This window comes from Flavobacterium sp. 90 (assembly GCF_004339525.1).
Taxonomy (GTDB): domain Bacteria; phylum Bacteroidota; class Bacteroidia; order Flavobacteriales; family Flavobacteriaceae; genus Flavobacterium.
Window position 1 is genome coordinate 4,613,605 of record NZ_SMGE01000001.1, and the last position, 25,591, is coordinate 4,639,195.

At 32.6% G+C, this 25,591-nt stretch carries 21 protein-coding genes, 2 tRNA genes and 1 pseudogene; 15 read left to right on the forward strand and 9 right to left on the reverse strand.

Annotation, left to right across the window (positions count from 1 at the left end):
- Window positions 1-118: 118 nt before the first annotated feature.
- Both C8C83_RS18835 and C8C83_RS27420 read right to left on the reverse strand, forming a co-directional pair.
- Window positions 119-826: a response regulator gene (locus tag C8C83_RS18835; RefSeq protein WP_121331370.1), complete on the reverse strand. Its 708-nt coding sequence runs from the start codon at window positions 824-826 to the stop codon at window positions 119-121.
- 280 nt (window positions 827-1,106) lie between these two features.
- A complete protein-coding gene (locus C8C83_RS27420; RefSeq protein ID WP_233566147.1) occupies window positions 1,107-1,301 on the reverse strand; it encodes a hypothetical protein in 195 nt (64 codons plus the stop codon).
- Window positions 1,302-2,451: 1,150 nt separating this feature from the next.
- On the opposite strand from C8C83_RS27420, the gene C8C83_RS18850 reads away from it, so the two are divergent.
- From C8C83_RS18850 to C8C83_RS18860, 3 genes are all read left to right on the forward strand, one after another.
- Window positions 2,452-5,547 (forward strand): SusC/RagA family TonB-linked outer membrane protein, encoded by a 3,096-nt coding sequence (locus C8C83_RS18850; RefSeq protein WP_121330136.1) that lies wholly within the window; start codon window positions 2,452-2,454, stop codon window positions 5,545-5,547.
- Window positions 5,548-5,564: 17 nt separating this feature from the next.
- A complete protein-coding gene (locus C8C83_RS18855) occupies window positions 5,565-7,163 on the forward strand; it encodes a SusD/RagB family nutrient-binding outer membrane lipoprotein (RefSeq protein ID WP_121330137.1) in 1,599 nt (532 codons plus the stop codon).
- 94 nt (window positions 7,164-7,257) lie between these two features.
- Window positions 7,258-8,310 (forward strand): sialidase family protein, encoded by a 1,053-nt coding sequence (locus tag C8C83_RS18860; RefSeq protein ID WP_121330138.1) that lies wholly within the window; start codon window positions 7,258-7,260, stop codon window positions 8,308-8,310.
- 104 nt (window positions 8,311-8,414) lie between these two features.
- On the opposite strand, the gene C8C83_RS18865 is transcribed toward C8C83_RS18860, so the two are convergent.
- The 6 genes and pseudogenes from C8C83_RS18865 to C8C83_RS18890 all read right to left on the reverse strand — a co-directional run bounded on the left by C8C83_RS18865 (window position 8,415) and on the right by C8C83_RS18890 (window position 12,151).
- A tRNA-Tyr gene (locus C8C83_RS18865) sits at window positions 8,415-8,495 on the reverse strand.
- Window positions 8,496-9,008: 513 nt separating this feature from the next.
- Window positions 9,009-9,089 (reverse strand) — tRNA-Tyr (locus C8C83_RS18870).
- A gap of 566 nt (window positions 9,090-9,655) precedes the next feature.
- Window positions 9,656-10,042, reverse strand: a pseudogene (locus C8C83_RS18875) (TlpA disulfide reductase family protein); the annotation flags it as partial.
- Between the two features lie 18 nt (window positions 10,043-10,060).
- Window positions 10,061-10,822 (reverse strand): DUF4369 domain-containing protein, encoded by a 762-nt coding sequence (locus tag C8C83_RS18880; protein WP_121330139.1) that lies wholly within the window; start codon window positions 10,820-10,822, stop codon window positions 10,061-10,063.
- 258 nt (window positions 10,823-11,080) lie between these two features.
- A complete protein-coding gene (locus C8C83_RS18885; protein WP_121330140.1) occupies window positions 11,081-11,521 on the reverse strand; it encodes a KTSC domain-containing protein in 441 nt (146 codons plus the stop codon).
- A 378-nt stretch (window positions 11,522-11,899) separates the two neighbouring features.
- Window positions 11,900-12,151 (reverse strand): hypothetical protein, encoded by a 252-nt coding sequence (locus tag C8C83_RS18890; protein WP_121330141.1) that lies wholly within the window; start codon window positions 12,149-12,151, stop codon window positions 11,900-11,902.
- A gap of 87 nt (window positions 12,152-12,238) precedes the next feature.
- On the opposite strand from C8C83_RS18890, the gene C8C83_RS18895 reads away from it, so the two are divergent.
- The 12 genes from C8C83_RS18895 to C8C83_RS18945 all read left to right on the forward strand — a co-directional run bounded on the left by C8C83_RS18895 (window position 12,239) and on the right by C8C83_RS18945 (window position 23,745).
- Window positions 12,239-12,781, forward strand: a complete 543-nt coding sequence (locus C8C83_RS18895) for a hypothetical protein (RefSeq protein WP_121330142.1) — start codon at window positions 12,239-12,241, stop codon at window positions 12,779-12,781.
- On the forward strand, window positions 12,781-12,930 hold the full coding sequence (locus C8C83_RS27260; RefSeq protein ID WP_099708336.1) for a hypothetical protein: 150 nt from the start codon (window positions 12,781-12,783) through the stop codon (window positions 12,928-12,930). The genes C8C83_RS18895 and C8C83_RS27260 overlap by 1 nt, the downstream gene beginning before the upstream one ends.
- Before the next feature lie 169 nt (window positions 12,931-13,099).
- On the forward strand, window positions 13,100-13,327 hold the full coding sequence (locus C8C83_RS18900) for a hypothetical protein (protein ID WP_055091558.1): 228 nt from the start codon (window positions 13,100-13,102) through the stop codon (window positions 13,325-13,327).
- Complete coding sequence (locus tag C8C83_RS18905) at window positions 13,317-13,697, forward strand: YchJ family metal-binding protein (RefSeq protein WP_121330143.1); 381 nt, start codon at window positions 13,317-13,319, stop codon at window positions 13,695-13,697. The genes C8C83_RS18900 and C8C83_RS18905 overlap by 11 nt, the downstream gene beginning before the upstream one ends.
- Before the next feature lie 106 nt (window positions 13,698-13,803).
- Complete coding sequence (locus C8C83_RS18910) at window positions 13,804-14,922, forward strand: VWA domain-containing protein (protein ID WP_121330144.1); 1,119 nt, start codon at window positions 13,804-13,806, stop codon at window positions 14,920-14,922.
- A 389-nt stretch (window positions 14,923-15,311) separates the two neighbouring features.
- Window positions 15,312-16,775, forward strand: coding sequence for an AAA family ATPase (locus tag C8C83_RS18915; RefSeq protein WP_132011849.1), 1,464 nt, complete (start codon window positions 15,312-15,314; stop codon window positions 16,773-16,775).
- A gap of 321 nt (window positions 16,776-17,096) precedes the next feature.
- Window positions 17,097-17,690, forward strand: a complete 594-nt coding sequence (locus tag C8C83_RS18920) for a 2OG-Fe(II) oxygenase family protein (protein WP_121330145.1) — start codon at window positions 17,097-17,099, stop codon at window positions 17,688-17,690.
- 283 nt (window positions 17,691-17,973) lie between these two features.
- Entirely contained in the window at window positions 17,974-18,411 is a 438-nt protein-coding gene (locus C8C83_RS18925) for a MarR family transcriptional regulator (RefSeq protein ID WP_121330146.1), read from the forward strand.
- A gap of 5 nt (window positions 18,412-18,416) precedes the next feature.
- A complete protein-coding gene (locus C8C83_RS18930; protein ID WP_121331371.1) occupies window positions 18,417-19,736 on the forward strand; it encodes a serine hydrolase in 1,320 nt (439 codons plus the stop codon).
- A gap of 30 nt (window positions 19,737-19,766) precedes the next feature.
- Window positions 19,767-20,621 (forward strand): DMT family transporter, encoded by an 855-nt coding sequence (locus C8C83_RS18935; protein WP_121330147.1) that lies wholly within the window; start codon window positions 19,767-19,769, stop codon window positions 20,619-20,621.
- A gap of 470 nt (window positions 20,622-21,091) precedes the next feature.
- Entirely contained in the window at window positions 21,092-22,378 is a 1,287-nt protein-coding gene (locus C8C83_RS18940; protein ID WP_233566148.1) for a Glu/Leu/Phe/Val dehydrogenase, read from the forward strand.
- Window positions 22,379-22,521: 143 nt separating this feature from the next.
- Entirely contained in the window at window positions 22,522-23,745 is a 1,224-nt protein-coding gene (locus C8C83_RS18945; RefSeq protein WP_121330148.1) for a sterol desaturase family protein, read from the forward strand.
- Window positions 23,746-23,985: 240 nt separating this feature from the next.
- On the opposite strand, the gene C8C83_RS18950 is transcribed toward C8C83_RS18945, so the two are convergent.
- Window positions 23,986-25,584: a DUF6377 domain-containing protein gene (locus C8C83_RS18950; RefSeq protein WP_121330149.1), complete on the reverse strand. Its 1,599-nt coding sequence runs from the start codon at window positions 25,582-25,584 to the stop codon at window positions 23,986-23,988.
- Window positions 25,585-25,591 lie beyond the last annotated feature (7 nt).

Consider the following 25,591-nt stretch of genomic DNA (forward strand, 5'->3'; position numbering starts at 1 on the left):
TTTTTCTAGTGCGTTTTGTTGTTTGTGTGCGTCAGGCTGCGCGAAGGCGAAGCTCGCAAAGTAGCTCAATAGAAATTGGCGACTTTCTACTTTATTCAGAGTGGCAAACTTTCTAAATCTAAGAATTCAAAATCCTCTGCTTTACATGATCGATATAAGATCTTCCAATGACATATCTAAGTCCTTCAATTTCAATGCTGTTTCCTTCAACGGCATCAATTTTATCAATTGCTATAGTGTAGGAGCGGTGTATTCTTAAAAAATTTCTTTCGGGTAATAAATCTGTAAAGTCAGATAATGTGCTGTGTATTATGTATTTACCGGTTAGCGTATTTATTTTTAAATAATCTTTAAGGCTTTCAATGACCAAAATTTCATTAAAGAAAATCTTCTTCATTCTTTTTTTATCAATTTTAACAAAGATAAAAGGGCTTTCCGGGCTGCTTTCCTGAGGAATATTATTTTTATTTTCAAGTCTTTTGCTAATCTTACTCAGCGTTTTCATCAACCTTGGGAACTCAATAGGTTTTACCAGGTAATCTAAAACATCTAATTCATAAGTTTCTATAGCAAATTGGCTATAGGCACTTGTAATAATAAGGATTGGAGGATTTTCCAGGCTTTTAATAAAATTGATTCCGTCAAGAACAGGCATATTAATATCAAGAAAAACGACATCAACTTTATTGTTTTTTAAAAAAATTAAACCTTCTATTGGATTGCTAAAAGTATCTATTACTTCAAAATTTTCAATTGGCTCTAAATAATTTTTAATAACATTAATTGCTAATGGCTCATCATCTATAATCAAACAATTTATCTTCATTTCCATTTTGTTTTTTTGCAAATAATTTAACAGGTTAAATTAAGGACTTGATAAGGTTACTATAAGTGACTTTAATCACGTGCTTTACAACAAAAATATTCTTTTTATTTTTAAAAGTTAACTTATGGTCATCTTTATTATAACCTAGTCCTAATCTTTTTTTTACATCCTCTATACCTATACCATTTGACTTGTTAAAATTGTCTTTATGAGGTGTAATTTCTTGTGTTGGGTTTGAAATAGGGAATTCAAAAAATCACCTTTGACCTTAAAATTAATATCAATGATCACTTTTCAAGTGTTTTTTGTTTACGCCATTTTTAAATGCATTTTCAATAAAAGTCAATAAGATTATAAGAGCTAATTCCTTATCATGAATATCGCCGGAAATAGACCTATTTATTTCTAATAGGTTCCCATTTCTGATTTGCTCCAAGTCAGGATAATTTTGAATAAATAGTATTTCGTTTTCCAAAGGTTGTCTTTTATTTTTTGCATCATATAGCACATTAACTCAGAAAGTTTAAGGACAATTTTTGGTGTTTTGTTTATCTATTGTCAGAGAATAAATATTGTTTGGCGTATTAAAGAAAGTATAAGGAGAAATTTGAGATTTCAGGAAAAGCAATTCTGTTTCTAATTACGATTTTTAAAGATGTGTTACTCTTTTTTGTTCTTTTAAAAAAATCGAAAGTTGTCTTAATTGCAGTCACAAAAGTGATTACATAAAGCTCACCCATCATCATGTAATGGTATCCATATGGTTTGTTAGAATTTAAATTAGTAATAATGATGTGTTTTGTGAATTTTTTTGATGTTTATCGTTGTTTGTGTGTTGTTTGTCTAAATTATTTTTAATGAAAAAACTAATTTATTTAAGTTTATACTAAGGTTATGTTGTAGGTGAATAATCTTGTGATATTTTATAAATTAAAATATAGTCATGCTAACGAAAAAACAATATGGGATTATTACCAAGTTTTTTTTGAAGAACCTAAGAGCAAGGTAGAGTTAACGTTATCACAACATAAAATAGAAGTTTAAACGCCAATAGATTTATTAAATACAATTTTCTGTACGCCAATGTTCCACACCCTAGTTGCCCCTGTAACCTATAGTGATAAAAGAGGTCAGTTTAGAAAAGAGGATGATCAAATTGTTACAACAAAAGATTATACCAAATACTTGACCTTATCACTATAGGATACTTTTAGAGCCGAAAATCCATTACAAACTTTATTAGCGCCAGACAAAGTTTCAGACATTATAAATTTCTTCATCAGTTCACTATCGTTCGGGTTTTCTTCGTAGAAATTATTCAGACAACAAAAAGGTAAACCATTGATCTTAAAATAAGGTCAATGGTTTTTTCTTTTAATAAATAATGAGCTTTTATAGATTGTTTATTAGTCTGTATAATTCATTAATAATTATGAGTTAAAAGGTATTGTAGTGCTAAAAAAAACGTATAAAATTAACAAACACCTTTTCAAATTTGTTATTGGTCGAAATAATATTTTGAAAAAGAATTATAGTTATAGATTTAACAAAGTATTAACCTTAGGTTGATGAATTAAAAGAAAAATAATTAACAAAAACCAAATTATTAACACAAAAACCAAATTATGATGCAAAAAGTATTTAAATTACTGTTTGTGTTTTGTTTATGCAGCTTTCAATTTGCAAAAGCACAAACAACAGTAAAAGGAACGATAACAGATGCTGTGAGCGGAATTCCGATTCCAGGAGCAAATGTAGTTGTCAAAGGAACAAGAACGAGTGCATCGTCAGATTTTGATGGTAAGTACAGTATAAAAGTTCCAAATCAGTCAGCTGTTTTAGTTTTCAGTTATGTTAGCTCTGCTCCAAAAGAGGTAGCTGTAGGAACCCAAACTACTGTTAATGTTGCATTAGGTGCAGCGACACAACAGTTAGGCGAAGTAGTAGTTACTGCTCTTGGTATTAAAAGAGAAAAGAAAGCTATTACGTATTCTGCTCAGAACATTTCAGTAGGTGAGCTTTCAGAAGCAAGATCCTTAAACGTTGCCAACTCGCTTTCAGGTAAAGTTGCCGGTCTTAACTACTCGACTACATCAAATGGAGTAGGAAGTTCATCGAGAATTACATTGAGGGGGAATCGATCTCTAACAGGTAACAACCAGCCAATGTATGTGGTAGATGGTGTGCCAATTAGTAATGGAACAACAACAGGAAATCCTGATATTGACACAGGAGGAACTACACAACCAGATGGTATCTCAAACATTAACCCTGAAGATATTGCTTCGATGACCGTTCTTAAAGGACCATCTGCAGCAGCACTTTACGGAACGAGAGCTAGTAATGGTGTTATCGTTATAACTACAAAATCAGGTAAATCAGGAAAAACATCAGTTTCGTTGTCTTCAAATTTTATGGCTTCTTCTGCGTATGATTTGACAAATTTTCAAAATGAATACGGTCAGGGATCGCAAGGAGTTTACAACCCAACTTCAGTTTCGAGCTGGGGAGGTAAATTAGACGGAAGTCAAGTTTCGGCTTGGCAGCTTGTTCGTAATCCTAACTATAAAGGACCTGCAACTACAGATTACAGTCCGCAGCCAAATAACGTTATGGATTTCTATAAAACAGGTTATAATTTAGCCAATACCTTGACTATTACAGCAGGAAATGAAAAAGCACAAGGTTATTTTTCGTATACTAATACAAAAGCTGAAGGTATTGTTGGAGGAAATCAATTAGACAGACACAATCTTAACTTAAGATTGACAAGCAAAGTTTCGGATAAATTATCATTAGATGTAAAAACAAATTATATCATTCAGGACATTGATAATTTATTAAGAACAGGAGAGGAGTCTATTGGTACATCGGCTTATTTATTGCCTCGTAGTATAAAATTCAACGAGTACAAAAACTATGAATATACAGATGCAGCAGGTCAATTGCAACAAAACTATTTTGTTGACGAAGCTGGTTCTCCAGGTGGAAACCCTTACTGGTCTGCATTACGCGATGATTCACGTAAAGACAAAAGAAACAGATTCATAGGTCTTGCGTCTCTTAAATACGACTTTACAAAAACAATAAGTTTACAAGTTAGAACTGGTTTAGACCAAATGACAAACAAGAATGTTAGAAATAGATATGCTACAGTAGCTTTTAATAACAATCTGGGTTCTTACAGTGAATCTTATGAAACAGTAAGTGAATTCAATACAGATGCTTTACTTTCGTATAATGAAAAATTTGGTGATTTCTCTGTAGGAATCAATGCTGGTGCAAATGCATTACAACAAAATAGTTCTTCATTGAGTTCAGGAGGAGTTTTAAGCAAAAGAAACTTTTTTGCCCTATCAAATGTATCTACAATTCAGTCTGTTTCTACAGCTTCAGAAAAAAGAATTAATTCTATTTACGGTTTTTCACAAATTGGTTTTAGAAATTATTTATTCTTAGATTTAACAGCAAGAAATGATTGGTCATCTACTTTACCGGCTGCAAACAGATCTTTCTTTTATCCTTCTGTTGGTCTTTCAGGAGTAATTTCGGATATGGTTACACTTCCTGAAGTTATAAGTTTTGCTAAATTAAGAGCTTCATATGCAAAAGTAGGTAATGATACAGATCCTTATCAAACAAGTTCAAGATTATCTTATATAGGTGGTAACGGTGGTATGTTGTATGCTCAGACTACAGCAGCAAACCCTAATTTACGTCCTGAAATGTCAAGCTCAGTTGAGTTTGGTGGAGAAGTTAGATTTCTTAAAAATCGTTTAGGATTAGATGTTACATATTTCCAGACTAATACTAAAGATCAGATTTTTTACATCAATACACCAGAATCTTCTTCGACTTCAAGAGCTGTAGTTAATGGTGGAGAAATTCAAAATAAAGGTATCGAGGTAGTTCTTACTGCAACTCCGGTTCAATCAGAGTTTTTCTCTTGGGATGTTGGAGTCAACTTTGCAACTTACAGATCTGAAGTAAAATCTATTTATGGAGGAAGAGAAGAATTAGTTCTTGGTGAAGGACGTTTGGTAAGAAGTAAAGTAATTCAGGGTGGAGAATATGGTGATTTATACATTAAAGGTTTCCAAAGATCTCCTGACGGAAAAATTATTGTAAACAGCGCAGGTATTCCATTGGCAACAAATAGTTTTGATGTTCGTGCCGGAAACTTTAACCCGGATTGGACTGCAGGTTTGAAAAATACCTTTAAATACAAAGATTTCTCTTTAAGTTTCCTTGTTGATTTTAGAATTGGTGGAGAAGTTATTTCATACACTCAGGCAAGAGAGGCAGGTTTAGGAGTTAGTGATGTAACTTTGCCAGGAAGAAATGGCGGAATCGTTGTTGATGGTGTTGTAGCTGGTCCAGGTGGAACTTATACTCAAAATACGGTAAGTATTAATGCAGAACAATACTGGACAGCAATTGGACAAAGAACACCTATTGCAGAACCTTTTATTTATGATGCAACAAACATTAGATTAAGAGAACTTGTTTTTGGTTATTCTTTACCAAAACGTGTGTTATACAATTCAGGTTTTACAAGTATTGACTTTTCATTGGTAGGAAGAAATTTATTCTTCTTTGAGAATAAAGCTAAATATTTTGATCCGGAGGCAGGTGCAGGTACAGGAAACTTGCAAGGTATTGAATCTTTCAACATTCCTTCAACGAGAGATTATGGAGTTAATGTTAAATTTGGATTTTAATTAAAAAAAGAGATATCATGAAATATAGTTTTAAAATAAAAACATTAGGAGTTGCTTTAGCACTGGTTTCTGTTTTGTCAGGTTGTACAAACGACTTTGATAAAATAAACACAGATCCTAATTCACTTACAGAAGATCAGTTAGATCCAACTCTTGCAGGACCTTCTTTTGCATCTGCGCTTTATGCAGGTATTCACAATGGTTCTTACTCATCACCAGGTGTAGATGATCAGGGAACATGGGGTATTGCAACCGGAATTTTATCTTCTACATTTATTCAATATTTAGATTGTGGATACGGTACAGAAAGAAATGCATTTGTTAATGGTTACGAAGGACGTGGATGGACAAGATTTTACACCGTTGCTGTTCCGGCTTTAAACAATGCTTTTAAAGCATCTCAAGGAAATCCTGAGGCTTTGGCAATACTTAAAATCTGGAAAGTTTACATGTACAATCAAATGGTAGATGCTTACGGACCAATTCCATATACAGAAGCAGGTAATAAGAAAGAAAAAGTACCGTATGACAGTGTAGAATTTATTTACGAAGACTTTTTTAAATTATTAGATGAAGCTAGCGCTACATTAAATAATTCTTCCGTAACAACAGTGGCATCATTTCAGCCAAACGACCGTTTGTACGCAGGTAATGTTGCCAATTGGAGAGTATTTGGAAACAGTTTAAGATTACGTTTAGCGTTAAGAATTTCTGATATTGAGCCTGCAAAAGCAAAAACACAAGCTGAAGCTGCTGTAGCTGCAGGTGTTATGCAAACGAATGATCAGGGAGCTTTCTTTAAAGCAAGTAATATTACGCCTAACAATTTAAACATGATTGTAAACGGCTGGGGATATACTATGACAGCTTCTATGGAAAGTATCCTTGTTGGATATAATGATCCAAGATTAGCAAAATGGTTTGCCCCACTTGATCCTAAAGCTACTACTCTGGTTTATCGTGGTCAGCCTGTTGGAGGTTTACAAGATCAATTTGGAACAACTAAATTTTCTGCTTTTAATAATGATGTTTTGGGAAGTGGTTCTGCAGGAAATCTTAGTGAATCTAAGAACATTGAAGTATTTATGGCTTCTGAAAACTATTTCAGTAGAGCAGAAGGCGCTTTGAACGGATGGAACATGGGCGGAAGTGCTCAAAGTTTATATGAAGCAGGTATTAGAGCTTCATTAGCACAATGGGGAATTACAGATGCTGCGGCAATAAACGCTTACATTGCCGGAAATACATTGCCAACTTTACCAAACATCTTAACTGTTTATCCAACTTTAGATTTACTAGATGTACCGGTTAAGTTGCCTGTAGCATGGTCTCCTGCAGTTGCTAATCAACGTACACAAATTGCGGTTCAAAAATACTTAGCTATTTTCCCTGAGTCTTGGGAATCTTGGGCAGATTTACGTCGTAGTGATGCAAAAGTGATCTATCCTGTTCTTAATACAGATAATAATGATGCCGGAGTTGGTAAAAGCTTAATGAAAAGAATTATTTATGTAACAAACGAATATTCTTCAAACAAAGACGCTGTTACAGACGGAATCACAAAACTAAAAGGTCCAGATACCGGAGGAACAAAACTTTGGTGGGATACTAAATAATTAATTTGGTGAGTAAAGACCCCACACATTCTTTACTCAAAAAACGCAAAAGGAGAGGTAACTCTCCTTTTGCTATATATAACAAAATCTGATTATGAATTTTAAAAGTTATTGCTCATTTATTGTACTAATGGCGCTCTTTTTTTCGTGCGTTTCATTAAAAAAAGAACCAAAAGCAATTAATAGTACTCAAAATTATATTGCCGAAAATCCGGTTACAGCTGCGAGCCACGCATCGACATTGGTTGAATTAGAACCTAACACGCTTTTAGCAGCCTGGTTTGGCGGAAAACACGAAGGTGCTAATGACGTAAGTATTTATGTTTCATCGTATAAAGAGAAAAAATGGTCTGCGCCAAAAAAGCTTATCGAACCCTTAATAAAAGAAGGTGATACGTTGCCTTGCTGGAATCCGGTTCTGTTTAAAAGTAAAAGCAAAAACTTATATTTATTCTATAAAGTGGGGAAAAATCCGCGAGAATGGTTTGGTGCTATGATTGTTTCAAAAGATAACGGAAACAGCTGGAGTAATCCTAAATATCTTCCAAAAGGAATATTGGGTCCCATTAGAAATAAGCCAATCGAAACCACTCCCGGAATTATTTTATGCGGAAGTAGTACAGAAAGTATTGCGGATAATAAATGGCGCGTATTTATAGAAACTTACACAGAAGCTACAGATAGTTGGGCCATTGCAGATATTCAGGATAAGAAAAATTTTGATATTATTCAGCCAACTTTTCTCGTTCACTCAGACAAAGAAATTCAGATATTATCCAGAAGCAGACATAATAAATTAATCTCAAGCTGGTCTGAAGATAACGGAAAAACATGGCAACGAACAGACAGTATTAATGTTGTAAACTCAAATTCTGGAGTTGATGCCCTAACTTTGTCTAGTAAATCATTTTTGTTGGTGAATAATCCTCTAAAGATGGGGAAAGATTGGTTCAATGGACGGAATGTTTTAGATGTCGAATATTCAAAAGATGGTCTAAACTGGAAGAAGTTGTTTGATTTGGAAAACCAAAAAGAGGGCGAATTCAGTTATCCCGCGATTATTCAAACCTCAGATCATAAAATTCATGTGTTATATACTTACAATAGAAAATATATTAAACACGTCGCATTTGAACTGAATAAGTAAATCAGTAATACATCAGTTTTGTTGGTGGTAAGTTATTTTTGAGGCAAAAAAAAAATCTAACTTTTGCGCATAAAAAAAGTCCTAATCTTCATTAGGACTTTTAGTGGGGAGAGCAGGATTCGAACCTGCGAAGTTTTCACAGCAGATTTACAGTCTGCCCTCGTTGGCCGCTTGAGTATCTCCCCAATCTCAGCGTTAGTGCGCTTTATTGTTCTAAGCGGTTGCAAAGATAGAAAGGTTTTCTATATTTCCAAATAAAAAATGAAAGCTTAGAAGAAATTAATAATTATGTAGACATTCAGGAAAATAAATATAGATTTTTAGGAATAATTTCTACGTTCTGCTGGTTTAAATAAAAGCCGAAAATTTTTAATGATTATCTTTTAAATTTCGATAAGTTAAAAATGGATCAATGCAAAAAAAAACTATGGAGAAACATAAAATAGATTGTATCGGTTAATCATTTTAACTGCAAAGTTTGCAAAGTTTTGTGTTGATACAGCTTTGCGAACTTTGTGTTTTTAAACATACTATTAGATAAGAATCTTAGCGTACTTTGCTGTAAAATCCATCTTTAGTTTTTAAAGCTCCACAAGTTTTTACATTGATCCCAACTTTTGCTTCTGATATGTTTTTTTTGTAAAAAGAATCTAAATTTAGCGCATAAAAAAAGTCCTAATTTTCATTAGGACTTTTAGTGGGGAGAGCAGGATTCGAACCTGCGAAGTTTTCACAGCAGATTTACAGTCTGCCCTCGTTGGCCGCTTGAGTATCTCCCCGATCTCAGCGTTAGTGCGCTTTGTTGTTCTAAGCGGTTGCAAATATAGGAACGTTTTTCATGTTTACAAACAAAAAATCAACTTAATTTTAAGTTATTTTAAAGTTATTTTTTAATTCATTGGAATTGAATAAAATAAAAAATATTAAATTGAAACTTTTTTTAATTTATTTATAAATATAAGATTATTCTTAGCTGTATATTGCTTGTTTTTGACTTTTAATACTAAGAATTTTAATTCGGAATTGCCGTTTTTCCTCATAAAGCAAAAGAAAAAAGATTAAATAAATTCTGGTTTCCTTAGAAATTTAGATTTAGAAGAAAAAAAGAAACAAGCGTTCGATATAAATTCTTTTCTAAGGGATTTTTAAGACCGTCATTGTATCTTTTTAATAAATACAAGTAAATACGAGTTTCGTTTCTTATAATGAATTTAAAAACGTTTACAGCTTACAAATTTAAATCGCACTTGATTTTAAAGTAATTTTTAAATTATTCATTTGGTATAGAATAAAAACAAAAAAATCTCCACTACGGAGATTTTTTTGTTTTATTCTGAAATTGGTATTATTTAGCTAAAAGCTCTAATATTTTTGCTCTTAATTCAGGACCTCTTAAGTCTTGAGCAACTACTTTTCCAGTAGCATCAAGAATAAAAGTTGCTGGAATAGATTGAACACCGTATTGCGCTGCAATTGGTTCTTCCCAAAACTTCAAGTTAGAAACCTGAGTCCATGTCAAACCATCTTTTGCAATAGCTTCTTTCCAGGGTGCTGCTTCTTTATCAAGAGAAACACCAACAATATTTAAACCTTTTGCATGTAGTTCTTTGTAAATAGCTACAACATTAGGATTTTCCTTTCTACATGGTCCACACCATGAAGCCCAGAAATCTACAATAGTCACTTTACCTAAACTTTCTTTAAGTGAGACTACTTTTCCTTCTGTGTTAGGAGCAGAAAAGTCTGATCTTCATTTAGCGCTACCAACAGGAGAAGCTGACGCACCAACCGCAGGCATTTTTGCTTGACCTATTTTAGTTTTGATTTCTTTTCCAGGAGTTGTGCTTTTTAGAGACTCATCTAATCCATTATAGATAGTTTCGATTTTCTTAACATCAGCAGTTGGATCAGCAAGCATACTTTGAAGAATCAAAGCAGTAATGAATGATTTTGGGTGACCTTCAGCGTAAGAAGTATATTTCTTTTTAGAATTTGCTTGTACTTCTGTTTGAAGTTCCATGTATTGTTTCATCAAACCGTTGATAGTTGCAGTATCTTGAGCTTGTTGAGCAGCTTGCATTTTCTGAGTATTTTTTTTCTGAAAATCAACTAAACTTTTTTGAGTTTTGTTAAGGTCTTCATTAAATTTCACATACTCGTCATTGTTGTAAGTTCCAGAAATTTTAGATTTATGGATACTATCTTTATCAATTGCAACAGTGATTTCTCCTGTTTCTAAGATGAAAGGAAGAGGAGCAGGAGAACCTTGAACAATTAATGCGTGAAATGCTGGTTCAGTTACTTTTCCTTTTATTTCGAATTTTCCATTTTCAACTTTAACGGTATCAAGAGCAACTGTCATTTTTGTTGTTGGATCCTGACCTTGAAGAATGATAGTTTTTCCGTTTTCGATTCCTTTTGCTGTTCCGGTAATTAGATATTCTCCGTCTTTAACTTTGCTGCATGACATAATCGCTACAGAAGCGGTAAGTAAAAAAAGTATTTTTTTCATTTATAAAATAATTAGTTAATTGATTTGTGCAACAAAAGTATCTAAAAATCTAAAACTTAAAGAATTTTGGAACCTAAAATTTTGTTATAGTTTTTTTGATCGTAATCCTCCCGTAATCAGCTTGTTTGTTGGCTTGATTCGATTTTAAACTCTCGTTTATATTATTATTATGAATCTAAATTATCATTTTTTTGATTTTTAGACATAAAAAAAGCACTCTGTTGCCAGAATGCTTGTAAGTATATTATAGTATAAAAACTATTCTTGATTTGTTTTCTTTCTCCAGGTAAAAGAGTTCAAAATGTGTCTTTTTGCGAATCTTCCAGGAGAATCAGCATTTACCATTTTTACGTAAGTAGCTTTAGGAACACTAATGTATTCGTAAACACTTCCGTTAGAGAAATCGATAATTAAACGACCTTCAACAAATTTATAATCAGTAATTGTAGAAGTTGCGATAGTCTCAGTATATTCAGGTAAATTTGCTTTAATCGTTTCAGGATTAATACTTACCAAAAAGTGATAAGCTTCAATAATAGCTTTACTTTTTTCTTCTGCAGCTTTCAAACCAGCGTCATCACCTTGAAATTTATCAGGATGAGATTCTTTCATCGCATTACGATAGATGGTTTTTAAATCTTTTAACTCTGCAGTTTTCTCTACGTTTAGTAACTTACGGTATTCAACTATTTTTTTCATAAATAAAAGGTAACTTCTTGTCTATTAGTTTGAAATGAGTGTTTTTTACTTCAAAACGACAATTTTTTTGCAAAGGTACACTTTTTTTTAACTTTTTACTTTTGATAGAAAAAATATTGCGAAAAAGTTATTTGTTAAATGTTAGAAGTTAGATGGTTTATGTGAAACTAGATGTTTTTTACCGCAATCCCGATAGCTATCGGGAGCAAAGTTTTTTTTGCTTGTAAGGTTTTATAAAACACAAAGTTCGCAAAGCTTTGTATTGATCTAGCTTTGCGAACTTTGTATTTTTTAAACGCTCCGTTAGATAAATTCTTAGCGCGCTTTGCGGTAAAATTCTCATTTCAACTTGAAACAAGGAAAACCTGAAACTAAAGACTATTTATCCTCAGGTTTCTGATTTGCTTTATGAAAGTTTTTTGACTTCTTTGGATATTTATCATAACTAATATCGCTTGGATTTTCAATTACTGATTTTATTGTAATTAATTCACCAATAGTATGATTTGCGTGTGCCATTTTATAATCTAAAAGATATTCACCACAAAAATAATTGTTGTTTTCATCTTTCTCCATGATACCAGTATAAACCCCTTTTTGCATCATTTTTTCTTGTGACCCTTTAGACATGAATTCTTTATTTTAAATTTGAAGGTACAAAGTTAATCAATTTATCTTTGTTTTAGGGAGTCTTGGACAATCTCAGTATATTTGCACATGCAAAAAAACTTCAAGCCACATCCTAATTCGTTCAAAAATACCTTTTGCGTGTTTCATGAAGTACTTCCAAATGAAATCGAAGGTTTAAAGAAACAGTTTGAAAGTAAAGCCGGAAGTACCTATTATTATACAGAAGCCGGAATGTATCGCGTTTCAAATCATTGGGGAAGATTAGCCAATAGCAAATGGCGTTTAGTCGCACGTGATCCTGAAACCGAATCAAAAACAAAAATAGGTTTTGCCGCTTGGAATGAATTTTATCCGGATAATGCCGAAGAGAAGCTTTATTATATAGATGCAGATTTTGAAAAAAATATGGTAACCTATCAACATAAAAAGAATCCGGAATATGATGGTAAATCTGTTTTAAGAACTAGTTTTGAAACCACAAAAAGGATTAAACAAGTCAGAAATCTGCAACAATTAACGTCTTGGGCAAAACATTTTGATTATGATGATATAGATGATTTAAGAAAGCAAATTATAACAGAATTGATTTTTACCGAGAAAACATTAGACGAAATTAAAAGAGAAATATAATGGGACGCAACAACGAAAGAAATATCAAAAAGCACAACGACAAATTGCACAAAGCCCAAAACAAAGTGAAACAGGCTGAAATTGCAAGAAAAGAAAAGCTAAAAGAAATCATTAAAAAGTTCAACGAAGACAAAAAGGAAGAAAAATAAAAATCTTTGCCACGAATTTCACGAATTAACACGAAGTATTTTTTAAAAGTTCTTTGCCACAGATTAAAAAGATTAATACAGATTATTGTTTTTAATTTTGTGTTCAATACAAATTAAAATTAGTGCCAATTCGTGAAATTCGTGGCGAAAAAAAACAATATTTATAGATATGAAATTCGAAGATTTAAAAGTAAGTGTACAGGAAATTATTGATTTAATTGCTGCAAAAAATGATAGAGAAGCAAATAATAAATTGCTTGAAGTAAATGAAACTTTAGATGAAATGCTAGATCATGCAGAAGAAGACGAAGATTTGAGAGAAATCAGCAGATATCAGGTTTTATTGAATCAATTGCACGTTAAGATTAACGGCGAAGAGCAAGTTGATGGAGAATAAAAAATGCTTTTGTGACACCGGTTTGTTGTTTGAGAATTGCTGCGGATTATATCTTGAGGACAACCAAAAAGCACCAACAGCATTGGCTTTGATGCGTTCCAGATATTCGGCTTACGCAACTCATAATGCCGATTATCTTCTGGAAACAACTCATGTTTCGGAAAGACAATATTACTCAAAAGCTGAAATTCTAAAATGGGCGACAAGCAATAAATGGCAAAAACTTGAAATTTTAAGTTTTACTGAAAATACTGTTGAGTTCAAAGCTTATTTTTTAGATTCAAATCAAAAGCCACAAACGCATTATGAATTTTCTACTTTTAAATTTGAAAATAATGCATGGTATTATGTTGATGGAAAGTTTGAATAATTGCTAAATTTATAAGGAATTTCAACGTGTTTTGCTCCAATATTTTAACTAAAAATTAATAAACGTTTCTTTTTTCGTAATTCTAAAATAGCGTAATTTTAGAATTATGAAAAACGAATTTAAAAAAGGTTTTTATTTTAAGTCGTACGAAGCCCCATTTCAGTCTCCGTTTGAAAAACTTTTTGGCATATTTAAAGAGTTAATTACCCATACTTCGGGTGATTTTGATGAAGCTATAGACTGGCTTCGGGAGTTAGATAAAGAATATAAACTGACCGACGAAAACTACACAATCGATGATTTTATCGAAGATTTAAAAAAGAAAGGTTACATAAAAGACGAGGTTAAAGAAGATGGAACAGATGGTTTTGGTATTACGGCTAAAACAGAACGTGCAATCAGACAACAAGCCTTAGATCAGATTTTTGGTAATTTAAAGCGTTCCGGAAGCGGAAATCACAAAACCAAACATGCCGGAAATGGCGATGAACACACAGGAGAATTCCGCGAATTTAATTTTGGAGACGGTTTAGAACGAATTTCGTTAACCGAAAGTTTACGAAATGCACAAATCAATAATGGAGTAGAAAGTTTCATGCTGACCGAAAATGATTTGGTTGTCGAAGAAACGCAATACAAAGCTCAAATGAGTACGGTTTTGATGATCGACATCAGTCATAGTATGATTTTGTATGGCGAAGACAGAATTACTCCGGCTAAAAAAGTTGCAATGGCTTTGGCGGAATTAATTACGACGCGTTATCCGAAAGATACACTTGATATTTTGGTTTTTGGAAACGATGCCTGGACAATTCCAATCAAGGATTTGCCTTATTTACAAGTTGGCCCATATCACACAAATACGGTTGCAGGACTTCAGTTGGCAATGGATATTTTACGTAGAAAACGAAATACCAACAAGCAAATTTTCATGATTACCGACGGAAAGCCAAGTTGCGTTCGTGAACGTGACGGTTCCTATTATATGAACAGCAACGGACTCGACGAATATATCGTTGACAAATGTTATACTCAGGCGCAACAAGCCAGAAAATTACACATTCCGATTACGACTTTTATGATTGCAAACGATCCGTATTTACAACGTTTTGTGAATCATTTTACCGAAGCAAATCAAGGAAAAGCATTTTATACCGGATTAAAAGGTTTGGGCGAAATGATTTTTGAAGATTATGAAACAAATAGGAAGAAACGTGTACGCTAATTTTAAGGTTCTAAGGGACTAAGAATCTAAGTTGCTAAGGTTTTTTTAGACAACGTATAGACCAACGCATATTGTAGAGGCGCACAGCAGTGCGTCTTTCGTAAAGATTCGCGAAAGACCTAACAGGTTTTTAAAACCTGTTAGGTCTGATTAAATCTAATAAAGGTAAAATTTGAAAATAAAATTTTATTGAATAATACGGTTGCGTGAGGGATAGGAGTAAGCTACCGAAGTAGCATGGATAGCCCGACAGTATTTAAGAAAGGGCCTCATGAACACAAAGTAGATTAGGCCCTTTTTTAAATGGTGGCACGCCCAAATTAAAGACACAGTTATGCGTCTCAACAGAAAAAATAATAAAAATAAAAAAAACACATATTTCAATAAAAATGGAAATAAATACTATAAAGACATTAGGACAATTAAAAGCCTCGGGATATAAAAGCATAAGTATCAAGGATGAATTACGAAATAATCTCCGTGAGAAAATTAAATCCGGAAAACCTGTTTTTGAAGGCGTTCATGGTTTCGAAAATACGGTAATTCCAGAATTAGAACGCGCTATTTTATCTCGTCATAACATCAATTTATTAGGACTTCGTGGTCAGGCAAAAACACGTTTAGCGCGTAAAATGGTCGAATTATTAGACGAATATATTCCGTTTGTGACGGGTTCAGAAATTAATGACGATCCGTTAAATCCAATTTCGCGTTTTGCAAAAGATATAATTGCAGAAAAAGGTGATGAAACTCCAATTTCGTGGTTGCATAGAAACGAACGTTTCTTTGAAAAATTAGCAACTCCGGATGTGACGGTTGCGGATTTAATTGGTGATGTTGACCCAATAAAAGCGGCAAATCTAAAATTATCTTATGCAGATGATCGCGTAATTCACTTTGGAATGATCCCGAGAGCGAATCGCTGTATTTTTGTAATTAACGAATTACCTGATTTACAGGCCAGAATTCAGGTTGCGTTGTTTAATATTTTGCAGGAAGGCGATATTCAAATTAGAGGATTCAAATTGAGAATGCCGCTTGATATGCAATTTATATTTACTGCAAATCCAGAAGATTATACGAATAGAGGAAGTATTGTAACGCCATTAAAAGATAGAATTGGTTCTCAAATTTTAACACATTATCCTGAAAGTGTTGCAGTTGCAAGAACAATTACTGAACAAGAAGCAAAGCTTGATGAAACGCAACATAAATTGGTTTATGTGCCAAGTTTAGCCAAAGATATATTAGAACAAATAAGTTTTGAAGCTCGTGATAGTGAATACATCGATAATAAAAGCGGAGTAAGTGCGAGAATGAGTATTACGGCTTTTGAGAATTTAATGAGTACGGCAGAACGAAGAGCTTTGAAAGCTGGAGTTGATAAAACGACTTTGCGTTTGTCTGATTTCATTGGAATTATTCCTGCGATTACCGGAAAAGTAGAATTGGTTTATGAAGGAGAGCAGGAGGGAGCCGCAGCAGTTGCACAGAATTTAATTGGTTCGGCAATCAGAACTTTATTCCCAACACTTTTACCTAAGATCGAAAAACTGGAAAAACAAGGTGAAAAAACAGCTTATTCTGATTTGATCGAATGGTTTTTTGCCGAAAGTGGTTTCGAATTATTAGACGATGCTTCGGATAAAGAATATCAGACTATTTTAGACGAAGTAACGCCATTAGATGTTTTACTGAAAAAATATCAGCCTCAATTAGATAAAAAAGACCAATATTTCATGAAAGAATTTATTCTTTGGGGATTGGTTGAATATAAAAAATTAAGCAAAGATCGTTTTGCACAAGGACATCAATTTAAAGATATGTACGGAAGTTATATTAGTAAACTTTAAGTAATTATAAATTGTGAATTATTAATTATTAATTTTGGCTTGCGTCTTAAGCATTCAACCCGACAGGTTTTAAAATCTGTCGGGTTTGTTATTTTTTGTCATTTCGACGGAGGAGAAATCACACTCGTAACTCGACAAAGATTGGCGATTTTAATTGCGGAATTTCTCGTGTGATTTCTCCTCTGTCGAAATGACAAGATTGCGCAAAAAACGACAAGTTTCAAGCCTGTCATTTTTTATTTATTAGAAATAAACCCATTACCAGTTTTATTTCGTCTACCTTGCTCCGTTGGCTGTATTTGCAGTTTTCCCAAAACAAAAATGGAAAATGGTTTCGAAGATTTGATTGCGAGTTATATTGAGAACAAAGTAGGAATATCGGAGCATTTTTTAAGCGCTGAATTAGCAAATCATTTAAAACAAAACTTAGTTGATTTAAATCAAAAGAGTTTACTGAAAGAAGCAGGAATTGGCAATTCAGAGAAAGTTTCTTATGACGGAGCGATTAGAAGCGATTCTATTTATTGGCTGGACAAAAAAAATAATAATGCATTCGAAAATGAATTCTTTGATCAGATCGATGCTTTTATTATTTATCTAAATGAAAGCTGTTACGCAGGAATTACCGGTTACGAATTCCATTATTCTTTATATGAAAGCGGAGATTTTTATCTGAAACATTTGGATCAGTTTAAAAATAATCCAAGCCGAAAATATTCGATGATTAGTTATCTTAATAGCAATTGGCAGGAAAGTGACGGAGGTGAATTGATGATTCATCAGGAAAACAACAATCAGAAAATTGCGCCTACTCAGGGAAAAACCGTTTTCTTTAAAAGTAATGAATTAGTTCATGAAGTTTTGGTTACCCAAAATACCAGAATGAGTATTACAGGTTGGCTTAAAAGTGATTAGTTTTATTAAAAAAAGTTTTACCGCAAAGCGCGCAAAGTTTTTTTAAATTAAGCAGTTTTACAAAAAAAAACAAAGTTCGCAAAGCTGCTTCAACACAAAGCTTTGCGAACTTTGTGTTTGCTAAGCGCAAACCAAAACAAAAAAACTTTGCGCGCTTTGCGGTAAAATTCTCATTTTAATTAAACCATTTCAAATCTAAAAATAGTAAGGTTGTTTAAAAAAATAATCAATCATTAGAATTTATATTGATATATCAATTATATTTGTATCAAATAAAAAGAGTATGAAATTTGAAAACCCAACCAGAACTGCTTTGTATTCAATTGAAAAAGCCATAAAGGAATATCGAAAACTTGCACAAAAAAATATTAGCAAAGTTGTGGAAGACATTACTGTAGATCAGGGTTTGGTATTAATTATACTAAATGACAATCAGAATATTGCTCAAAACGAATTGGCAAATCTTGTCTTTAAAGATAATGCTTCGATTACCAGAATGATCGAATTAATGGTTAAAAAAGAATATATAACCCGAACAATTCATCCGGAAGATCGCAGAAAATTTAATCTTGAAATCACGGAAAAAGGAATAAAAACACTCGAATTAATACAACCGGTTATTAAAATTAACAGAGAAACGGCGCTTGATGGTTTATCGTTGGAAGAAATTGCATTACTTGATAAAACACTCAATAAAATAATCACTAATTGTTCAAAATAAATAACATGAAATCAAGCTTAACTCTAATTGCATTGTTGGTATTTACTTTTGGATATTCACAAAAAGAACTGAGTACGAAATTAGAACAATACATGGACGCGCAGTTTACTATTAATGATTTTAGCGGTACTGTGTTGATTTCTAAAAAGGATTCGATATTGTTTAAAAAAGCATATGGTTTTGCTGATTACGAATGGAAAGTTAAAAACGTAATAGATTCGAAATTCAGCTTAGCTTCGGTTTCAAAGCAATTTACGGCGGTAGCGATTCTGCAATTAGCCGAGAATAAAAAACTTTCGTTAGACGATTCCCTTAATAAATATTTTGCTAATTTTCCAAAAGGAGACAAGATAACTTTGAAGATGATGTTAAGTCATAATTCAGGTTTGCAAATGGATTTTGACGAATTGTATTTGGCTAAAACAGATCTTAATAAAGATTCGGTTTATACGTATCTGGCAAAGAAACCTTTGTTGTTTGAACCCGGAACAAGTACAGCTTATAGTAATATTGGTTATTATTTATTAGCGCGCATCGTTGAGAAAGTTTCAGGAGAATCTTATTCGGCGTATTTGAAGCAGAATTTATTCAATGAGGCAAAAATGTACAATTCGGGAATTTCGTCAAATGATGCAATCGTCGACAAAATGGCTCAATCGTATTATTTTGAGAATAATAAATTAGTAAAAAATCCATACATCAACTGGAATTTTAATTTTGGACATGACGGCGTTTATTCAACCGTAGAAGATTTAAATTTATGGAATAAAGCACTTTTTGAAAGTCAAACTTTATTATCTGAAGAATCAAAGAAAAAGATGTTTACCTCGTATAATGATCAAAATTTTGGTTTTGGAGTGATTATTAATCCTTTCTATAACCAAAATCATCAGCTTATTGCACATGATGGAGGTTTTCTGGGCGCAATGACTTCGTTTAATAAGTATACAGAAGATAATATTTTTATTACTGTTTTGTCTAATAATCAATCAAGATCTTATTATATCGCTTATGGACTTGCAGGAATTTGTTTTGGTAAAGATGTCGAACTTCCATACAAACATATTCAAACAGTGATTGATACTAAGGTTTACGATCAATATATTGGTGATTATGAAAATATCAAAATCTTAGAGAAAGACAATAAACTATATTATGTAGATTATGATATCGAATTATTGCCGGAATCTCCAACAAAGTTTTTTCGCTCGGATAATCACAATACAACTTTAGAATTTGTTAAAAATAAAAAAGGGAAAATTACACAGATCGAAATAAAAAAAGCCGGAATAAAAGAGGTGAAAACTAAAACCAAAGGAGTTTAAGTATTATTTTTGTGGTCAAAATATAATCCTATGTTATTTCTTGTTCTAAGTATTCTTTGTAGTGTAATTGTTGGTGTAATTTTTAAAATAACCCGAAAATACAATAGCAATCCAACTCAAATTATCACCTTCAATTATGTGTTTGCTTTAGCGCTTTGCTATTTTACTTTTAGTCCCGATTTAACCGAAGTTGATGCGAACGCACCTTGGAATATTTACATTGCAATTGGTGTTTTATTACCCGTGGTTTTTCTGTTTTTGGTAGCTTCTATAAAACATATGGGAATCGTAAAAACGGATGCAGCACAACGATTATCGTTATTTATTCCAATTTTAGCAGCTTGGTTTATCTTTAAGGAAGAGTTTAATTCTTATAAAGTCATTGGGCTTATAATTGGTTTTCTGGCGCTTTTATTCATCTTAAGAAAGCAATCCGAAAACTTAGAAAACAAATGGATTTTTCCTGCTGTAGTTTTATTGGGTTTTGGAATTATTGATATCCTTTTTAAGCAAATTGCATTGTATACGACTTTGCCTTATACTACGTCTTTATTTGTAGTTTTTTGTATTGCATTAGGAATTGCACTTCTAATAAGTGTTTATGAAATTGGAATTAAAAATGTAGAATTACAACCAAAAAACATTCTTTTTGGAGGTTTAGTGGGAATCTTTAATTTTGGAAATATTCTGTTTTATTTAAAAGCTCATAAGGCTTTCGCCGAAAATCCTTCTACTGTTTTTGCCGGAATGAATATGGGAGTTATAATTCTAGGAAGTTTGGTTGGTTTGCTTTTTTTCAAAGAAAAATTGTCTAAAATCAACTTTTTAGGAATCTTTTTGGCTCTAATTTCCATTGTTTTGATTGTTATTTCGCAATTTAATTAATTTTTTTGTGCGTCTAAAGCCTTAATTTACAATCTCTTTTAAATTAAGTTTTTATTATTTGAAAATAAACTCGACTAATTCTATAGAATTTATAAATATATTTATAAATTTGCAATAACAATGAAGAACTATAGTCTATATATCATCCCGTTTATGTGCTGCTCAGAGATATGCTGCATGTCAAACGATGCGATGAAATGGCGTTAATAGAGAAAGTACTTGTTAGTTATTTTTTTTTTTAGCCTTTCATGCACCATGAAAGGCTTTTTTTAGAATTATTAAAAAATTAAAAGATTATGAGATCGAATAGAAACACAAATATTATGATGCAATGCTGTCTGATGAAAATTCCATGTTGGCGAATGCAATAATTAAGGAAAAAATAAGTGCTTTTTTGAAAAGAATCAGAAAGTGTTTTTAACGAGAAAAAATCTAAATCACACGAACCCAAATTAAAAAAGATATATATCATGAGTGCAGAAATTATAAAACAGAATCCCTTTCAATCGATGATTGATCGCTTTAATATCGCGGCGAATATTCTTAATCTTGATGAGTCAATCAGGCAAAAGTTGCAACGTCCGGAAAAACAAATTGTCGTTAATTTTTCTATTACATTAGATAACGGAACAATTCAAAACTTTGAAGGATATCGCGTTATTCACAATACGGCATTAGGACCATCAAAAGGAGGAATTCGTTATGATACGGCAGTAAATCTGGATGAAGTAAAAGCTCTTGCAGCTTGGATGACCTGGAAATCTGCGGTTACAGGAATTCCTTTTGGAGGAGCAAAAGGCGGAATCATTTGTGATCCAAGAACGCTTTCTAAAACAGAATTAGAAAAAATTACAAGAGCTTATACAAAAGCTTTAGCAGATATTTTTGGACCTGAAAAAGATGTTCCTGCGCCTGATATGGGAACTGGTCCTGACGAAATGGGTTGGTTAATGGATGAATTTTCGTTAGTGCACGGCAAGACAATTCATGCCGTAGTTACCGGAAAACATTTGCATTCTGGAGGATCTTTAGGTAGAGTAGAAGCAACTGGAAGAGGCGTAAGTATTATCACATTATTGGCACTTCAAAAATTAAAACTAAGACCGGCAAGATCTACAGTTGCTATTCAGGGATTTGGAAATGTTGGTTTACATTCGGCTTTGTTTTTGTTCGAAAAAGGGCTAAAAGTGGTCGCTGTAAGTGATGTTTCTGAAGCTTTCTATAATCCTGAAGGTTTGAATATTCCGGAACTTATCTTGTATTATAATCTAAATAATAAAAGCATAAAAGGATATCCAAATTCGGTTGCTATAAAACACGAAGATTTATTGCTTTTGGATGTTGATGTCTTAATTCCTGCTGCAAAAGAAGATGTAATTACGCAAAAGAACGCTAACGATATTCGTGCAAAAATTATTGTTGAAGGTGCAAACGGTCCCGTTTCATCTGATGCTGATAAAATATTACATGAAAATAATGTTTTGGTAATTCCGGATATTTTGGCAAATGCGGGCGGAGTTACAGTTTCTTATTTTGAGTGGCTTCAAAATTCGCTTTTAGAATCATGGAGAATTCATCAGATTAATACACGTTTGGAGGATATTCTTGAAAAAGGTTTCGAAACCGTTTTTAGAACTGCACTTAAACATGATGTTACGCCGCGTATTGCCGCTTATATTATCGCTTTGAAAAAAGTAGCCGAAACTCAAGCTGTAAAAGAAGTAGCGCTTGAAGCGCCAAAATACAGACAGAATTAAAATTAAGTTTTTAAAATATAAAGATAATTTTCATTGGTTATTATTCTGATAGAGGGTTGATAATCAATGAAAATGTCTTTTTCTTAGTTTTAGAATGAATCGAATAGGAGTTTTTTATGAATCAAAAAAAGTAATTTTTAAAAATGGAACATATTAATTTTCTTGCCTTTGCAATGCCCGCTTTTTTCCTGTTTTTATTTCTGGAATATACATTGGCACAACGAAAAGAAAGACCTGAAATTTTCAATTATGAAAGTTCTGTTTCAAATATTAGTATTGGTATTGCTGAAAGGTTAATTAACTTATTTATCGCTGCCAGTTTTTATCAGCTATATTATTTTATCTATAATAATTATCGAATTTTTGACATTCCAAGTAATGTTTTTGTTTGGATAGGATTAATACTCGCAACAGATTTTGTTTGGTATTGGTACCACAGATTGGGGCATGAAGTCAATTTTTTCTGGGCAGCACATATTGTACATCATCATAGCGAAGAATTTAATTTTACGGCAGCAGCCAGAATCACCACTTTTCAGGCAATTATCAGAACCGGATTTTGGTGTGTTTTGCCTTTTGTTGGTTTTCATCCTGCAATGGTAATTACGATGTTAATTGTTCATGGTGCATATTCCTTTTTTACACATACACAGCTTATTGGAAGAATAAAATGGCTGGAATATGTTTTTGTAACGCCTTCCGTTCATGGAATTCATCACGCTTCTGATGAGAAATATTTAGACAAAAACTACGGCGATATGTTCACTTTTTGGGATCGTATTTTTGGAACTTTCCAGGAAGAAGAAGAAAGACCAAAATATGGATTAACGCATCCGCTAAAGAGTTACAGTTTCTTATGGCAGCATTTTCATTATTACTTTGAAATTTACGAATTATGGAAACGTTCCAGTGGATTCAAAGCCAGATGGAAAGCTGTTTTTGGAAGTCCGGCACATATGGATCAGGATATTCGTCCAATATTAGAAAAGCGCTTTTTGCAGGATAAAGCAAATCCACATCAAAGGCTTAGATTCCGAAATTATCTTTATATACAATTAGGATTATCGACTTTGGTTTTAACCGTTTTTACCTATTATTTTGATCTGTTGAATGTTCTTGATAAGGTTTTTGTGCTTTCGGTTATTTTGATAACACTTGTTAATTGCGGCGCTCTATTAGAACAACGAAAATGGATGTATTATCTTGAATATGGACGCATTTTTATGATTACAACTTTCTTTTTATATCAGGAAAATATGTTCTCGTTTTTCTTTGTTCCGTTGGCGATTATGATTTTTGTAGAGCAATTATTCTCCCTCGGAAAAAGATATCAAAACGTAATCCTTCAATTAGAAACCTCTGAATAATATTTTTGGCCCGCGGATTATGCGGGTTTAGCGGATTGTCGCAGATTTTTTTATCATTTAAGCTGTGACAAAAAAAGTTAGCCCCGAATTCACGAATTATTGTTACATCTGCGTGTATAAAATTCGTGAATTCGGGGCTAACTTTTTTAACTTTTACTCGGTTCCTAATGTCATACAAATTAATAAAATAAAAAAATCTGCGACAATCCGTTTTATCTGTTCAATCCGTGGGCAAAAAAATTAGATAGTTTTTATCGCCATAATCTTCTCTTCAAAAGTATCTTTAAAATCAGATTTGCTTTTAATTCTTGTTTTATATGTATAAATTGTAGCCACAGAAAGTTCGAGAAATTCGGCCATTTGACTGCTGTCCTGAATTCCTAATCTGTACAAAGCAAAAATGCGAAGTTCAGTGTTTAAAAGTTCTCCTTTTTTGACAATACATTTGTGATCATTCGGGAATAAATGATTGAAATCTGTGACAAATGTTGGAAATAACTTTAGGAAGATTTCATCAAATTGATGAAAGAGATTTTCTCGTTCTTCTTTTACATTATAACGTTTTAAACTCGCAATAACTTCATCTGTTTTCTTGGTGATGATTTTGTGTAAAGTACTTTTCTGAATATGATCTATTTTATTGATGAAAGCCGAAGTTGCCTTGATAAAATACGTAATATATTCTTCCTTAATCGCATTTGCTTCACTTAGACTTATGTTCATTTCCTGAAGTTGCGCGTATGACGAAGCCATTATTTTTCGGGCTTTATTTCTTTCTTTTAATTGTTTGAAAATGATAATCGAGAACAAAACGATAATTATAGTAAGTATCGTCAATAGAATAATGATGCGTTCAAGTTTATCGTTTTTTTCTTTTACGTTATTCAATTGCGCTTTTTCGATAATTGGTAATATCGACGAAATTTCAATTTTGCGATGTCTTGCATTATAAAATGTTGCATCATCCATGGCAATGTTAATATACTCATTTGCCTTGTCGAGATAACCCATTTTAAAGAGTTCGTTGGCAAGATTTCTAAGCGCAACGGTTTCTTTAGTTGCATTTTTAACATCGGCAATTGCGGCGAGTGCCAGATATTGAATGGCTTTTTTGGTGTATCCGCGTTCCGAATAGATATAACCTAAACTAGAAGTTGCTATTCCATAATAATCCGGAGGCAAATCATAATTATTAATCCAATAACTAAAAGCAAATTCGGCGCCACGCCAATCTTGTTGTTTGAGGCGTTTTAAACTTTCGGCAGCCCAATATTCGTTTGTATTTGTGCCAATTAATTCCAGCGCTTTTTTCAGAAAGTGATTTCCTTGTTGTACATAATGAATATTAAAGCGTTGATCTTTATTGTAATCGGCAAGATCATAATAAGCGCGGGCTTTTATGGAATAATATTCGAATTTGTGTTTCTGATCGAGTTTTTGATCGTCAATAACGTTCAAAGTATCAATTGCTTCTTTGAACAATCCGGACGAGAGTAAAACGAAACCTTCTTTAATTCGGCTTTTAGCCAAATATTTAGGATCTTTTAAAACGATTGCTTTTATTTTGGCTTCTTCCAGATAGTAATAGGCAGAATCATATTTAAAAGATTTATATTCTTCGAATAAAGACATATAGGTATTGTACAACTGCTCGTTGTTTTGACTTACCGTAAATTTTGAAACATTTCTCTTTAATGCTTCAATTTTATGATACTTCTGTTTTAAGTACACATCTTTTTTGAGTAGTACTTTATCTAATTCTTCTAGAACAGGATTTGTCTCTTTCGCAGTAAGAGAAAAACCCGCAATGAAAAAATATAGAATTAATATTTTTTGCATGTTTTGG